At 40.4% G+C, this 14,727-nt stretch carries 15 protein-coding genes, 1 tRNA gene and 1 pseudogene; 12 read left to right on the forward strand and 5 right to left on the reverse strand.

The window, feature by feature from the left end:
* Window positions 1–3: 3 nt before the first annotated feature.
* The 3 genes from ODU39_RS05580 (at window position 4) to ODU39_RS05590 (ending at window position 4,183) form a co-directional block, all read left to right on the forward strand.
* Window positions 4–891, forward strand: coding sequence for a TSUP family transporter (locus ODU39_RS05580; protein WP_172027479.1), 888 nt, complete (start codon window positions 4–6; stop codon window positions 889–891).
* A gap of 11 nt (window positions 892–902) precedes the next feature.
* Complete coding sequence (locus ODU39_RS05585) at window positions 903–1,289, forward strand: DUF1934 domain-containing protein (RefSeq protein ID WP_398579809.1); 387 nt, start codon at window positions 903–905, stop codon at window positions 1,287–1,289.
* 209 nt (window positions 1,290–1,498) lie between these two features.
* The gene (locus tag ODU39_RS05590; protein ID WP_398579810.1) at window positions 1,499–4,183 is read left to right on the forward strand and encodes a cation-translocating P-type ATPase; all 2,685 of its coding nucleotides are present in this window, start codon (window positions 1,499–1,501) and stop codon (window positions 4,181–4,183) included.
* 32 nt (window positions 4,184–4,215) lie between these two features.
* On the opposite strand, the gene ODU39_RS05595 is transcribed toward ODU39_RS05590, so the two are convergent.
* Window positions 4,216–4,605: a hypothetical protein gene (locus tag ODU39_RS05595; RefSeq protein WP_398579811.1), complete on the reverse strand. Its 390-nt coding sequence runs from the start codon at window positions 4,603–4,605 to the stop codon at window positions 4,216–4,218.
* 133 nt (window positions 4,606–4,738) lie between these two features.
* On the opposite strand from ODU39_RS05595, the gene ODU39_RS05600 reads away from it, so the two are divergent.
* The 6 genes from ODU39_RS05600 (at window position 4,739) to ftsX (ending at window position 9,869) form a co-directional block, all read left to right on the forward strand.
* A complete protein-coding gene (locus ODU39_RS05600; RefSeq protein ID WP_024411787.1) occupies window positions 4,739–5,155 on the forward strand; it encodes a TM2 domain-containing protein in 417 nt (138 codons plus the stop codon).
* A 170-nt stretch (window positions 5,156–5,325) separates the two neighbouring features.
* A complete protein-coding gene (locus tag ODU39_RS05605; protein ID WP_398579812.1) occupies window positions 5,326–5,814 on the forward strand; it encodes a VanZ family protein in 489 nt (162 codons plus the stop codon).
* A 40-nt stretch (window positions 5,815–5,854) separates the two neighbouring features.
* Entirely contained in the window at window positions 5,855–6,982 is a 1,128-nt protein-coding gene (gene queG, locus ODU39_RS05610) for a tRNA epoxyqueuosine(34) reductase QueG (RefSeq protein ID WP_398579813.1), read from the forward strand.
* Window positions 6,983–7,016: 34 nt separating this feature from the next.
* Window positions 7,017–8,112 (forward strand): peptide chain release factor 2 gene (gene prfB, locus ODU39_RS05615; RefSeq protein ID WP_105135597.1). Its coding sequence is split into 2 segments (ribosomal slippage): window positions 7,017–7,088 and window positions 7,090–8,112, totalling 1,095 coding nucleotides; the frame shifts between segments, so codons are not numbered across the junction.
* 142 nt (window positions 8,113–8,254) lie between these two features.
* The gene (gene ftsE / locus ODU39_RS05620; protein WP_002936190.1) at window positions 8,255–8,947 is read left to right on the forward strand and encodes a cell division ATP-binding protein FtsE; all 693 of its coding nucleotides are present in this window, start codon (window positions 8,255–8,257) and stop codon (window positions 8,945–8,947) included.
* Entirely contained in the window at window positions 8,940–9,869 is a 930-nt protein-coding gene (ftsX, locus tag ODU39_RS05625) for a permease-like cell division protein FtsX (protein ID WP_161940660.1), read from the forward strand. Before ftsE ends, ftsX begins: the two co-directional genes overlap by 8 nt.
* A 52-nt stretch (window positions 9,870–9,921) precedes the next feature.
* Here ftsX and ODU39_RS05630 read toward each other — a convergent pair whose 3' ends face one another.
* From ODU39_RS05630 to ODU39_RS05640, 3 genes are read right to left on the reverse strand one after another with little or no spacing between them, the layout of a single operon-like run.
* Complete coding sequence (locus tag ODU39_RS05630; RefSeq protein ID WP_085461704.1) at window positions 9,922–10,074, reverse strand: FeoB-associated Cys-rich membrane protein; 153 nt, start codon at window positions 10,072–10,074, stop codon at window positions 9,922–9,924.
* A complete protein-coding gene (gene feoB / locus ODU39_RS05635) occupies window positions 10,074–12,218 on the reverse strand; it encodes a ferrous iron transport protein B (protein WP_398579814.1) in 2,145 nt (714 codons plus the stop codon). Before feoB ends, ODU39_RS05630 begins: the two co-directional genes overlap by 1 nt.
* Window positions 12,215–12,685: a ferrous iron transport protein A gene (locus ODU39_RS05640; RefSeq protein WP_014735592.1), complete on the reverse strand. Its 471-nt coding sequence runs from the start codon at window positions 12,683–12,685 to the stop codon at window positions 12,215–12,217. The genes feoB and ODU39_RS05640 overlap by 4 nt, the downstream gene beginning before the upstream one ends.
* A gap of 947 nt (window positions 12,686–13,632) precedes the next feature.
* Between ODU39_RS05640 and ODU39_RS05645 the strand changes: the two genes are divergently transcribed.
* Window positions 13,633–13,956, forward strand: coding sequence for a tyrosine-type recombinase/integrase (locus tag ODU39_RS05645; protein ID WP_261292161.1), 324 nt, complete (start codon window positions 13,633–13,635; stop codon window positions 13,954–13,956).
* Window positions 13,943–14,155 carry a tyrosine-type recombinase/integrase gene (locus ODU39_RS05650; RefSeq protein WP_172080339.1) on the forward strand — a complete coding sequence of 71 codons (213 nt, stop codon included), beginning with the start codon at window positions 13,943–13,945 and terminating at the stop codon, window positions 14,153–14,155. The genes ODU39_RS05645 and ODU39_RS05650 overlap by 14 nt, the downstream gene beginning before the upstream one ends.
* A gap of 69 nt (window positions 14,156–14,224) precedes the next feature.
* Here ODU39_RS05650 and ODU39_RS05655 read toward each other — a convergent pair.
* Window positions 14,225–14,297, reverse strand: a tRNA-Thr gene (locus ODU39_RS05655).
* A gap of 176 nt (window positions 14,298–14,473) precedes the next feature.
* Between ODU39_RS05655 and ODU39_RS05660 the strand changes: the two are divergent.
* A pseudogene (locus ODU39_RS05660) lies at window positions 14,474–14,659 on the forward strand (transposase); the annotation flags it as partial.
* Between the last annotated feature and the right edge of the window lie 68 nt (window positions 14,660–14,727).

Consider the following 14,727-nt stretch of genomic DNA (forward strand, 5'->3'; position numbering starts at 1 on the left):
GAAATGAATAATCAAATTATCTTATTAACTATTCAGGTCTTTATTGTAGCCCTGATTCTTTGGATGCTTTACATAATTCTATCCTATGCTAAAAAGCACGATATTTCTCTAAAAGAGAAATTTTGGACAGGATTTGGTATCGGTTATGTTACTGATTTGCTAGATACCTTGGGGATTGGAACCTTTGCAACGACAACCACTATGTTTAAACTGACAAAGTTGGTGGAAGACGATCGTAAAATTCCTGCGACCATGACAACGGCGCACATCATACCAGTCTTAGTAGAGGCGCTATTGTTTATTACGATAGTTGAGGTTGACATGGTCACTCTGATTGCTATGGCAGCAGCGGCATTTACAGGTGCCTTTGTTGGTGCCAAGGTAACTCAAAAATGGGATACAAAGAAAGTTCAACGAATTCTTGGGATTTTGCTAATTATTGCAGCCTGTTTCATGGTCTATCGCATGATTACTAACCCTGGCGCAGATCTTACCAATGAAGTAAAGGGCTTAACTGGTTGGAAACTGGCTGTTGGTATTGCCTTTGATTTTATGGTGGGAATGCTGATGAGTATGGGGCTGGGTAACTATGCTCCTGAGTTAATCTTCTTCTCATTGATGGGAATTAGTCCAGCGGTTGCTCTTCCGGTCATGATGTTGAATGCTGCTATGATTATGACAGCTGGTGCCAAGCAGTTTATCCAATCAGGACGAGTAAACTGGCCAGGAGTTCCAGGAATCATTGTCGGTGGGGTGCTGGGTGTTTTGACAGCCGCTTTCTTCTTATCAAATTTAGATATTAATAATTTAAAAATTTTGGTTGTCTTCATTGCAGCGTATACAGGCTTTACTCTACTTCGTTCTTCCTTTGTTGCTAGGATTAAAAAATAGTAGGAGGACCTATGGATATTCATTTACGAAATGAAATTGATTTGGATGGGCAGATTGAGGTAGTGGATCAGCAATTTCAAGTGGAGGTCAAGGAAAAAGACGGCAATCTCTATCTCATTTATAGTAACGATGAATCTGAAAAAGTTGTCATAAAATGTGACGAAGAAGAGTTAGTGATGACACGCTTTTCCACTCCGAAGTCTATTATGCGATTCATTTCTGGTAAAGAAGCTATTGTGACTATTCCTACACCGTTAGGAATCCAGCATTTTGTGACCGATACAAAACGTTACCAATTAAACCGTTCGGATCAAAGTGTCCAGTTGCAATATGAATTAAAGGGATTGGAGAACCAGCAAGTTTTTGCTTCCTATGATTTGGAAATCTCGTGGAAATAATCTCTTATTTCCAGAAAAATATTCTTGAATTTCTCGGGATTTTTGATATAATAGTTAACAAATCGAGGGAGTAGCTAGCGGAAATTTCCGTGATATTGTCGTCAATCCGACTTGTTTCCGGCAATATATTAAATAGCGAGACTTGTTTTAATAAAACAGGTCTCTTTTTTATTTATTAGGTGAAAAAGAGACTGAGAAGGAGAAAGAAATTGTCAAAAGAACAAAAACGCGATTTGTTTTATACACAGAGCGAAGAGCAAGTATTGTCAAGCATGGGGTCTTCTTTGGACGGTTTGTCTAGTGATGAGGCAAGCAAACGTCTAGCAGACTACGGTCGTAACGAATTGGATGAGGGTGAAAAACGCACACTCTTAGCTAAATTCTTGGATCAGTTTAAGGACTTGATGATTATTATCTTGATTGCAGCAGCAATCTTGACGGTGATTACAGAAGGTTCACACGGTTTGACAGATGCCATTATCATCTTGGCCGTGGTTATCTTGAACGCTGCCTTTGGTGTTTATCAAGAAGGGCAAGCTGAGGCAGCCATTGAGGCGCTAAAAAACATGTCAAGCCCAGTTGCGCGTGCGCTTCGTGACAATCATGTAGTCGAGGTTGATTCTAAAGACTTGGTACCAGGTGACATCGTCTTGCTTGAAGCAGGTGATGTTGTTCCTGCCGATATGCGTTTGTTGGAAGCTAACTCCCTCAAAATCGAAGAGGCAGCTCTTACAGGTGAGTCTGTACCAGTTGATAAAGATTTGTCAGCAGTTTTGGCTGAGGATGCACCAATCGGTGACCGTGTCAACATGGCTTACCAAAACTCAAACGTTACTTACGGACGTGGTCTTGGTGTGGTTACAAATACAGGTATGTACACTGAAGTTGGTCATATTGCTGGTATGCTTGCCAATGCTGATGAGACTGATACACCATTGAAACAAAACTTGCACCAGTTATCAAAAGTCTTGACATATGCAGTTCTTGTAATTGCTGCGGTAACGATGGCTGTTTCGGTATTTGTACGTGGAGAAGGTATCTTACCTGCTCTTATGACTTCTGTAGCTCTTGCGGTTGCGGCCATTCCTGAAGGTTTGCCAGCTATTGTTACAGTGGTTCTTTCGCTTGGTACACAGGTCTTGGCTAAGCGTAACTCGATCATCCGTAAGTTGCCAGCTGTTGAAACACTTGGTTCAACTGAAATCATCGCATCAGATAAGACTGGTACTTTGACTATGAACCAGATGACTGTTGAAAAAGTTTATACAAACGGTCAATTGGTGGATGCTAAAGAAGCTTTGGATGCAAGCAATACAACGCTTCGTGTTATGAACTTTGCCAACGATACAAAAGTTGACCCAACTGGTAAATTGATTGGTGACCCAACTGAAACGGCACTTGTTCAATTTGGTTTGGATCAAAACTTTGACGTTCGTGAAGTCTTGGTATCTGAGCCTCGTGTGGCTGAATTGCCATTTGATTCAACACGTAAATTGATGTCAACCGTTCACCAACAAGCTGCTGGAAACTTCTTCGTAGCTGTTAAAGGTGCTCCAGACCAATTGCTCAAACGTGTAACGCAAATTGAAGAAAACGGTACAATCCGTCCGATTACCGATGCGGATAAACAAGCTATTCTTGCAACTAACAAAGAGTTGGCTAAACAAGCCCTTCGTGTCTTGATGATGGCATACAAGTATGTGGATGCTATTCCTGAATTGGAATCTGACGTTGTTGAAAACGACCTTGTCTTCTCAGGTTTGGTTGGTATGATTGACCCTGAGCGTCCTGAAGCGGCGGAAGCTGTTCGTGTCGCTAAGGAAGCTGGTATCCGTCCAATCATGATTACAGGTGACCACCAAGATACAGCTGAGGCGATTGCAAAACGTCTTGGCATCATCGATCCAAATGATACAGAAGACCATGTGTTTACAGGTGCAGAGCTCAACGAATTGACAGATGAAGAGTTCCAGAAAGTCTTCAAGCAATATTCTGTATATGCTCGTGTATCTCCAGAACACAAGGTTCGTATTGTAAAAGCTTGGCAAAATGATGGTAAGGTTGTTGCCATGACTGGTGACGGTGTTAACGATGCGCCATCACTTAAGACTGCCGACATTGGTATCGGTATGGGGATTACAGGTACGGAAGTATCTAAAGGTGCCTCTGATATGGTCCTTGCAGATGACAACTTTGCGACTATTATCGTTGCGGTGGAAGAAGGACGTAAGGTCTTCTCAAACATCCAAAAAACGATCCAGTATCTCTTGTCAGCCAATACAGCTGAGGTATTGTGTATCTTCCTTGCTACCCTCTTTGGTTGGGACGTATTGGAGCCAGTTCATCTTCTTTGGATTAACTTGGTAACAGATACACTTCCAGCGATCGCCCTTGGTGTTGAACCTGCTGAACCAGGTGTTATGCAGCACAAACCTCGTGGTCGTAACTCAAGCTTCTTCTCAGGTGGTGTCTTGAGCTCTATTGTCTATCAGGGTATTCTACAAACAGCATTGGTACTTGGTGTCTATGGTTTTGCACTGCTTTACCCAGAACACAGCACTTATGAAGAAATTCATGCAGATGCTCTTACGATGGCATATGTTACTCTTGGATTGATTCAGTTGGTACATGCCTTCAACGTTAAGTCTGTTTACCAATCTATCTTTACCGTTGGTCCATTCAAGAACAAACTCTTTAACTGGTCTATCGTAGCTGCCTTCTTGCTCTTGATGGCAACTGTTGTGATTCCAGGATTCAACACCTTCTTCAAGGTTTCAATCTTGACTCCGACTCAGTGGATGGTAACAGTAATTGGTTCAGGTCTCATGGTTTGCGTTGTAGAAATTGTTAAATTTGTACAACGTAAGTTGGGCTTAGATGAAAAAGCTATCTAATTTTTATTAAGAAAAAAAGGAAAAGCTCAGATTTAGTGGTCTGAGCTTTTTTCTGTACTGATAATGTATTTTGGGAAGATTTCTTGTCCCAATAAAGTGATGGCTAGTGCTAGTATGAGAAGGATGGTTTTGACAAGAGTTGGTAAGTTAAACAGTAAGGCGATTGGTACGATAGCCAAGCTGAAATAGTAGAGAGTGAAGTACCTACTACTTTCCACTATTTGGACCCTATCGCCGTCTTTAACTTGAATGCTTGATTTTTTATCCCCTCGAACGCTTAGTGTAACAGATGATTGTGTAATTGGTAAGCTTAGAATTTTTCCTTGAGTAACTGTCCCAGCAATTTTTCCATCTACCAGGAGTGGAAGTTTTTGGGAGGATAGTTGTTTGATAGGTTTTGGATAATGAATAGTAACTCTCATATGAACCTCCTTGTAATCTAGTTTCATTATAGCAAAAAAAGAAAATATGTAAACGTTTTCTGACACTGTTTTCCCCTGTAGGCTTGCTTGAAGAATAAGAAACTGCTATAATTTTGAAGAGGTAGGAGTTTATATGAATTATCTTCAGAATTATATTTTAAGTAAAAGCAGTTATTTGCCATCTGATAAGTTATTCATTCTGCAAAAAGAACTAGAAGATTTAGATGATGAGGCTTTAAACGTTCTTATGATGGTTGAGATGCGTCACCCTCTTGTCGCTCTTATTTTGGCTATTTTCTTCGGTGAGTTTGGTGTCGACCGTTTTTATGTCGGGAATAAAGAATTGGGATTTGCCAAGCTGATTGCTTTTGCAGTATCTTTTGTTACGCTATTTATCTTGATTGGGTTCTTGTTATTTTTGGGACTTTATTTGTGGAAGTTTATTGATTGCTTCTTAATCATGCGAGCATGTAAGGAGGCGAACTTTGAGCGTTTGATGCTACAAATCCATCAATATAAGGCTTTTCAGCATAGCAATCAGACATTTTAAGTAAGATATTTTTTTGAATAAGGGGAGGCTTGGTATTGTCTTCCTTTTCTGTTTTTTAGCAGGATGTAAAGTACTTGTAATATGGAACGAGCTTTGTCACAGAAGTGACATTTTATGGAACAGCATTTATGATATAATGAGAAAATATGCTAGTTGAGAGGAGAATTTCTATGCAGACAAAGAAAATGAGTATGTTTTTATTTTTTGCCTATCTCCTTTTACTTACTTGGATGATTGTCTTTAAGATGGACTTGAGCATCTTATATGGACGCTATGGTTATGCTAGTATAAACTTAATTCCGTTTGCAGGAACAGCAGTCTATGATGGAGCGCTGGATTTTCCAGAAATTCTATTTAATATTGTAAGTTTTATTCCCTTTGGTATTTATATGGAAATGCTATTTCGCAAGGCATCGTGGGTGGCTAATCTATGTTTGATTATGTTAGTGAGTCTCTGTTTTGAGGTTCTGCAATATTTTCTTTTACTTGGAGTTGCAGATATAACCGATTTACTGGCTAACGGCTTAGGGGGAGCAATCGGTATTAATGTCATGTATGTCTTGACCAGTATTTGGCGGGAGAAGGCCTATGTTCGTATGAATATTTTTTGTTTTGCGCTAACGTTTTTTGTTATATTAATAACTTATTTAGCTATGTAGGTCTTGCTAAATATATCCAAAGTTTGCTAAAATGAATATAATGAATATTAAGGAAGAGATTATTAAATTATCTCAGGAAATCGGAATTTCGAAGATTGGTTTTACAACGGCTGATGATTTTGCTTATTTGGAGAAATCACTTCGTGCTAGTCAGGAAGAGGGGCGTTCGTCAGGATTTGAACATAAGAACATTGAAGAACGTATCCGTCCCAAACTGTCGTTAGAATCTGCCAAAACCATCATTTCTATCGCGGTAGCTTATCCTCGACATTTGCCTGTCAAACCGCAGAAGACCCAATACAAACGTGGAAAGATTACCCCTAGTTCATGGGGGCTTGATTACCACTATATCTTGCAAGATAGGATGGAGCGGTTGGCACGGGGAATTGAGAAACTGACGGATAGTTTGGAATACAAGGCTATGGTAGATACAGGAGCTTTGGTGGATACAGCGGTCGCTCGTCGTGCAGGAATTGGCTTTATCGGGAAGAATGGGCTAGTCATTTCTAAGGAATTTGGTTCCTATATGTTTCTAGGAGAATTAGTGACCAACCTGGACATCGAACCGGATCAACCAGTAGATTATGACTGTGGCGATTGCAATCGTTGTGTTGCAGCCTGTCCAACGTCTTGTCTATTAGGTGACACGACTATGAATGCTCGTCGTTGTCTGTCCTTTCAGACACAGGATAAGGGTATGATGGACTTGGAGTTTCGTAAGAAAATCAAGACGGTCATCTATGGTTGTGATATTTGCCAGATTTGTTGTCCTTACAACAAGGGAATTTCCAGTCCACCTGTGGTGGAGATCGACCCTGATTTGGCAGAGCCTGAGCTGATTCCATTCTTGGACTTGTCAAATGGGCAGTTCAAGGAAAAATTTGGCATGATTGCTGGTTCTTGGCGGGGGAAAAATATTCTCCAGCGCAATGCCATCATAGCCTTGGCTAATAGTAATGATCGCTCTGCTATTCCCAAACTCCTAGAAATCATCGATAAAAAACAAAATCCGGTCCACATGGCAACGGCTATCTGGGCCTTGGGGCAATTGGTTAAACAACCCAATGATGAGATGGTAGACTTTATTGCAGGCATTTCATCAGACAATGATGATGTTATAGCGGAGCAAGCGGCCTTTCTCAACATGGTCAAGGATTTACAAATGTGATATAATAAAGATTATGAATAAAAATGAGGTGTATATGGATACAGCAGAAATTCGCCAAAAGATTGAAGAACTTGGCAAAAAATTAACTTCCTTTAGGGGGTCTCTTTGACTTAGAAGGTCTGGAAGAAGAGATTGCCATTCTTGAGAACAAGATGACGGAGCCAGATTTCTGGAATGATAATTTGGCAGCCCAGAAGACGTCTCAGGAGTTGAATGAATTAAAAAATACTTATGGAAATTTCCATCAGATGTTGGATTTATATGATGAATCCGAAATTTTGCTAGATTTTCTAGCAGAAGACGAGTCTGTTCGGGATGAACTGGTTGAGAAGTTGGCAGAATTGGACAAAGCCATGACTGCTTACGAGATGACCCTATTGTTGTCAGAACCCTACGACCACAATAATGCGATTTTGGAAATCCATCCAGGTTCGGGTGGTACCGAGGCACAAGACTGGGGAGAAATGCTTCTGCGGATGTATCAGCGTTATGGAAATGCCAAAGGTTTTACAGTTGAAACATTGGATTATCAAGCTGGCGATGAGGCAGGTATTAAGTCCGTAACCCTAAGCTTTACTGGGCCAAACGCCTATGGCTTGCTTAAGTCAGAAATGGGTGTTCATCGTTTGGTGCGCATCTCACCTTTTGACTCAGCTAAGCGTCGTCATACTTCCTTTACATCTGTAGAGGTAATGCCTGAGTTGGACGATACCATTGAAATTGAAATCAGAGATGATGAAGTGAAGATGGATACCTTCCGGTCAGGCGGTGCTGGTGGACAGAACGTCAACAAGGTCTCAACAGGTGTTCGCTTGACGCACATTCCGACAGGGATTGTGACTCAGTCCACAGTTGACCGTACTCAGTATGGAAACCGAGACCGTGCAATGAAACTCTTGCAGGCTAAATTGTATCAATTGGAGCAGGAGAAGAAAGCGGCAGAAGTAGACTCACTCAAGGGAGACAAGAAAGAAATCACTTGGGGAAGTCAGATTCGTTCTTATGTCTTTACACCTTATACAATGGTAAAAGACCATCGTACTGGTTATGAGGTGGCTCAAGTCGATAAGGTTATGGACGGTGACTTGGACGGCTTTATAGATGCTTATTTAAAATGGCGAATTAGCTAAGAACCTGTATTTACAAGTGAGGTGCTTGTATATAAGAGATAGTTTTTCGCTCATCAAGGAAGTTTTTTGAGAGAATACGGACTGTATTTTGAAAAAAACGTTCTCAAATCTAAAGAAAGGACTGTCTAAGACAGGAAATCCTATGGGAATAATAGAAATGAAAGACGTTTCCAAGAAATATGGAAACGGAACGACTGCCCTTCGCGGAGTATCAGTCAATGTTGAAGCGGGAGAATTTGCCTACATTGTAGGTCCTTCTGGTGCAGGTAAGTCAACCTTTATCAAACTCTTGTATCGGGAGGAAAAGCTCGATAAGGGGAGTTTAAAGGTTGGTAAGTTTGACCTTGCAAAAATTAAAAAGAGAGATGTTCCTCTTCTACGTCGTAGTGTAGGAGTGGTTTTCCAAGACTACAAACTCTTACCTAAAAAGACTGTCTTTGAAAATATTGCTTATGCGATGGAAGTTATCGGTGAGAAACCACGGAATATCAAGAAACGCGTAATGGAAGTTTTAGATTTGGTTGGTTTGAAGCACAAGATTCGTTCTTTCCCAAATGAACTTTCAGGTGGTGAGCAACAGCGGATTGCTATTGCCCGTGCCATTGTAAATAATCCTAAAGTATTGATTGCTGATGAACCAACTGGTAACTTGGACCCTGAAAACTCTTGGGAAATCATGAATCTATTGGAGCGAATTAACTTACAGGGGACAACGATTTTGATGGCGACACACAATAGTCAGATTGTGAATACACTTCGTCATCGTGTTATTGCGATTGAAGATGGTCGTGTAGTACGTGATGAAGCGGAAGGAGAATATGGATACGATGAGTAATCGATTTTTTAGACACTTTATTGAGTCATTGAAGAGTTTGAAGCGAAATGGTTGGATGACGATTGCAGCCATTTCATCTGTAGCCATTACCCTTACCTTGGTTGGTCTATTTGCTTCAGTTATTTTGAACACGGCAAAGCTCGCTTCGGATTTGGAACAGAATGTACGCATCAATGTGTATTTGAGAGCGAACTCAACCGATCAAGCTGAGACGATTGTGAACGAAGCAGGAGAGACGGTAGCTAATCCAGATTATAAAAAGGTGTATAATCAGATTACAGCCTTAGAAAATGTACAATCTGTCACTTATTCAAGTAAGGATGAACAGTTGCAGAAATTAACAGCTACCTTGGGAGATACTTGGAACCTATTCCAAGGAGATGCCAATCCACTTTACGATGCTTATATCATTGATACGACTGAACCGCAGTATGTAAAAACTGTTGCAGCAGAGATTGCTAAAATTGATGGTGTTACAGAGGTACGCGATGGGGAAGTTGAAACGGAACGTATTTTTAAATTAGCTAATCTAGTTCGTACATGGGGATTAGCAGCGACTGGTTTATTGCTCTTTACAGCGGTCTTCTTGATTTCCAATACTATTCGAATTACCATTATTTCTCGTAGCCGTGAAATTCAGATTATGCGTCTGGTTGGTGCTAAAAACAGTTATATTCGTGGACCATTCCTCTGGGAAGGTGCCTGGGTAGGTCTCCTCGGAGCTATTTTGCCTTCTGCTTTAGTCTATTCTCTTTATAAGATGATTTATACTTCGGTAAATGCTAGTCTTGCTAGTCAAGATTTGTCTCTGATTAGTATGAATGTCTTTGTTCCAGGAATGATTGGCGCACTTTTTGTAATTGGTATTATTATTGGTTCCTTGGGGTCAGTCATTTCCATGAACCGCTACTTAAAAATTTAATAGACAAGCTACATGTAAAAAGGTCTGCACAATAATGAGGCAGACCTTTTTGTTATGGATGTCTATGGTGAGAAGATTCGTTCATCTCTTGCTTAATAGTACAGTCGCAGGAACAATCTCCGCAGGATCCTTTTCCTTTGATGAGACTGCGAATAGCAAGAGAAAATAAGATGACGATGATGAGAAAGAGGATAAGTGTGGGCATTAATATTCTCCTTTTTCTAATGTTTTTAGCGTGACGATTGGAAGAGTGTTGGCTGGTTTTTTCACTAGGCTGTAGATGGCTGTGATAATTAGAAAGATAGCGATAAATGTCCAGACGGTCGGTAATTGTCCGTAGATAAGTACAAGACCAATCTGATAGATAACCAAACTACTTGCATAGGCTAAACCTGTTTGGAAACCGATAGCAATCCATGTCCACTTAGCTTCTCCCATTTCACGGTGAATGGCACCAATAGCCGCAAAACAAGGGGCACAGAGGAGATTGAAGACTAGGAAGGAATAGGCTGATAATGCTGTATAGTCTTGTTGTAAAAGCCCCCAGAGTTCGGGATTTTCTTCGGTTGTTTCTCCTAATTTATAGAGGATACCAAAGGTGGCAATGGCGGTTTCCTTGGCTAAGAGACCTGTAATGGCTGCAACAGTTGCTCGCCAATTTCCGAAACCAAGTGGGGCAAAGAGGAGAGAAAAACTGCGTCCAATGGAGGCTAAGATACTCTCATCTGTTTCTACCATTTGTAAGGACCAATTATAGGAACTGCTGAACCAAATAATGATGTTGGTCACAAATATAATGGTACCAGCTCGTTTGATAAAACTAAGTGCCTTATCGAATGCATACCGGAGAACCGTACTGAGTTTCGGTAAGTGATAAGATGGTAATTCCATGATAAAGGGGCTTGCGACTCCACCGAGCTGCTTGGTCTTTTTTAGTGCCATTCCGGATAGGACGATGGCGGCCATACCGACAAAATAGGCGCTTGGAGCAATCCAAGGATTGTCAGGAAAGAAAGCACCGGCTACCAGCGAAATGATAGGAAGTTTAGCAGAACAGGGCATGAAGGTTGCTGTCATAATGGTGATTTTTCGGTCCTGTTCATTTTCAATAGTCCGACTTGCCATGACTCCAGGAACGCCACAGCCTGTGGAAATCAACATGGGAATAAAGGATTTGCCTGATAGACCAAAACGTCTAAAAATCCTATCCATGACAAAGGCGACTCGGCTCATATAGCCGATGTCTTCCAAGATTCCCAAGCAGACGAAGAGGACGAAAATTTGTGGTACAAAACCGAGAATGGCTCCGCATCCTGCAATAATGCCATCAAGGACCAGAGATTGTAGCCAGCCAGCGATTTCAAATCGATCTAGATTTTCCTGAATAAGGCCTGGAACAAGCTCTCCGAAGAGGACATCATTTACCCAGTCCGTCCCCATTGTGCCAACCGTTTGAATAGACAGGAAGTAGGTCAGCCACATGACTGCCGCAAAGATAGGGAGGGCAAGAAAACGATTGGTAACAAGTTGGTCTATGTTATCAGACAGGTTAAAAGCCTTATCGCTGTCTTTTGTGACCAGTTCTGTGATTTTCTCGATAAATTGGTAGCGTTGATTGACGATAATGGCTTCCATATCGTCTGCGTAAATTTTTTCCAAAATGGCAATGATTTCGGTCAAATCAAGCATGTCTTGTGCATTGAGTTGCAATTGATCTAGAACGACTTGATCTTGTTCGAGTAGCTTAATGGCGTAGAAGCGTTTTTGATGATTTGGGATGGAATCCGATAATAGGTCAATAACTTGGGCGAGACCGGCTTCAAATTGCTTATCATACTGAGGATAGATTGGCTCGGCTTGCTGATTGGTAATTTTTTCTACTTCATGGAGGAGCTGGGATATACCTAGCTTTTTTAGTGCACTGATAGGCTGTACAGGAACTCCCAGTTGATAGGAGAGCTGGTCGCTGTTTATTGAGCGACCTTGACTTTTCAGGGCATCTGTCATATTGAGGGCGATAACAGTAGGAAGGCCCATTTCTAATAACTGCAAGGTCAGATAGAGATTTCGCTCCAAGTTTGTTGCATCAAGTACGTTGAGGATAGCAGCTGGTTGGTCCGCTATCAAATAATCTCTGGCAACCCGTTCTTCTGATGTGTAGGGAGATAGTGAGTAGATACCTGGTAAATCTTGAATTAGTAAATGTTTTCGCTTTTTGATTGTTCCAGATTTTCTTTCAACGGTGACTCCAGGCCAGTTACCAACACGTTGGTTGGTTCCTGTTAGGAGGTTGAAAAGAGTTGTTTTTCCGCTATTTGGGTTTCCTGCAAGGGCGATGTGTTTTGTCATTTCCTCACCTCGCTTGTGATTTGAACACCAATCATTTGCGCTTCGGATTTGCGTAGTGTCAGCTCATATCCTCTCAAGGTAATTTCGATTGGATCGCCCAAGGGAGCGACTTTTTTGAGAAATAGCTGCGTGTTCTTTGTAAGTCCCATATCCATGAGGCGACGACGGAGTGCACCTGTTGCATAGATGTCCATGACCTTAGCTGAGCTACCAATAGGTGCCTCAGATAGATTGATTATTTCCGTAGCTGACTTTTCTATTAAAACCAGAGATTCAATAATTTCTCTATCTAGGGCTAGACGGCTTGCCTTGACTTGGAAAATAGCATTGGTCTTGGTTTTTGAAATGATGCGAATCTCTTCTCCGACTTTTAAACCCAAGTGCGCTAAGTGTTTACGAATATCATCTTGCGTTAGACAATCTTTGACTAAATAAGATTGTCCAACTTGAAGGTTTTGCAGTTTCATATCGTTTCCTTTGTGATTTTTATAACAATAGTATAGCACAATTCCTTAAAAGTGTCAGATAATTTTTAGGAACGACTTATTTTCTCTTTATTTTGGTAAATTCTCAAAGTAAGTTCTAGTTTCAGACATTCTAGAAGTTAGTCTGAGAAAAGTAAAAGTGTATGGCAAATTGAAAGAACTATATTTATTCTAATTTCTTGACTTATTTATAAAATATCCTACAATATGACTGTCAGGAGTTTAGCTCCATAAAGTTTACATTTAGGACTTGGTCCTATATCGTGATGAGACTGGGCTCAAGTTCAGCGCCACTTCTCAGAGTTCGTGTCAACCTCTCAGCGCAGTGGTTGATTGGCTTTAACAGTCACTACTCTGAATGTTGGAGTTGTGCGGGTGTGGGAGTGAAACAGTCCAGTGGACTATTTTAGCCCGAGCCTACATATGTTTTTGACTAGTCGAATTCTTTCTCATTTCCTTTTATTTTTAAAAAACAAAAAATCCCAACACTCTCCGTCGTAAAATTTGAGTGTAGGGTGACAAGTATAGTAAAAAACTGCTTTTCAGTAGGTCTCTTTCCTACACCCATTTTAACAAAATAAAAAGGGTAAATCAATGGCATATTTTGAATGCTGTAGCAATTAGGCACAAATTCACAAAAAATCAAATCTCAGCCAGGTTACTTGGAAAAAACACGAGTATACAGAAAAGAAAATAAAATTATATTTCGAAAATACGAAACTATGCGAAATAACCAACAGTATGTAGCAACAAGTACTGAATCAGTTTGCCAGTACTCACACACAGGAAACAGTTGAAAAGTTCCATTATCAAGCAAAGGCAACCGTGAAGATGGCGGTACATGAGGCATTATTGAGCGGAATTTCTGCGATTTTACTACCATACGTTCATCAGTAGAGTCCGAACCAAAAGAAGCAAAATTTCTTGAAATCAACGAATATACAAGTCTTATCGAATGTGTCGGACAGAATATTCGATACCACTCCTACGTCATTATCTACCTAATAGCAGGTACAGACATACACTTTGCTGAAGCATTGGGGCTGACATGGAATGACATCAGCTTTGAAAACAAGATTATAGATGTCAACAAGATATATAACTACAATACCATCTCTGACTTTGCTCCGACTAAGAATACCAGTTCAGTGCGTAAAATACCTATCTATGATCATACTGTCAAGTTGATGAAAGACTATAAAGAAAAGTACTGGATTGAGAATAATCAGAATAGAGTCTTTGCTTCTGATTAAGAAGATTGTCGGTCAAAATGTTCATATACATTCATTGAGATCTACCTACGTATCTTACCTGATTACGCAAGGAGTAGAGCTCATCTCTATCTCTCAATTACTTGGACATGAAAATTTAAACATTAAACTCAAGGTCTATGCCCATCAGCTTGAATCATTAAAAGAGAAGAGTAATGACAAGGTCAGAAAAATCTTCTAAAAATTTGGGGCAAATTGGAGAAGACATAATAAAAACCCCTGTGTATCAAGGGTTTTTAACGTTATTCTATGCTAGTTGCCGGGATTGAACCGGCGACCTCATCCTTACCATGGATGCGCTCTACCGACTGAGCTAAACCAGCAGTACTTGACTAGTATATCATATCTCAAAAAAATGTCAATGGATTTTTTAAAATAAAAAGAAAAAGAGAGTGCAGTAAATTCCCAAAGTAAGTTCTAGTCTAACACCAAAACTGGAAATTAGACTGAGATGAAAAAATCAGATAGAATTTACTATTGGACAAGTCAGTATCTGACAATTTATGCCAAACGCAAGGTGGATGTCGAACCCGTATTTGGTAGGATGAAGGGTGTTTTTGGCGTGCATAGAGTCCATGTCAGAGGATAAAAGGTGGTTGAAACAGAGATAGGATACCTCCTAATGAGTATGAATTTAACGAAATTGGCTAAAAAATTAGCCCAAGATAGTAACAACAAAAAGAAAAACACAGACAGTTCGGCTGGATTTCATCAAAATCAGCTCAATCTATCTGTGTTTTCATTTACTGGCTA

This window comes from Streptococcus sp. 2021WUSS126 (genome assembly GCF_044427255.1).
GTDB classification, from domain to species: Bacteria; Bacillota; Bacilli; order Lactobacillales; family Streptococcaceae; genus Streptococcus; species Streptococcus hashimotonensis.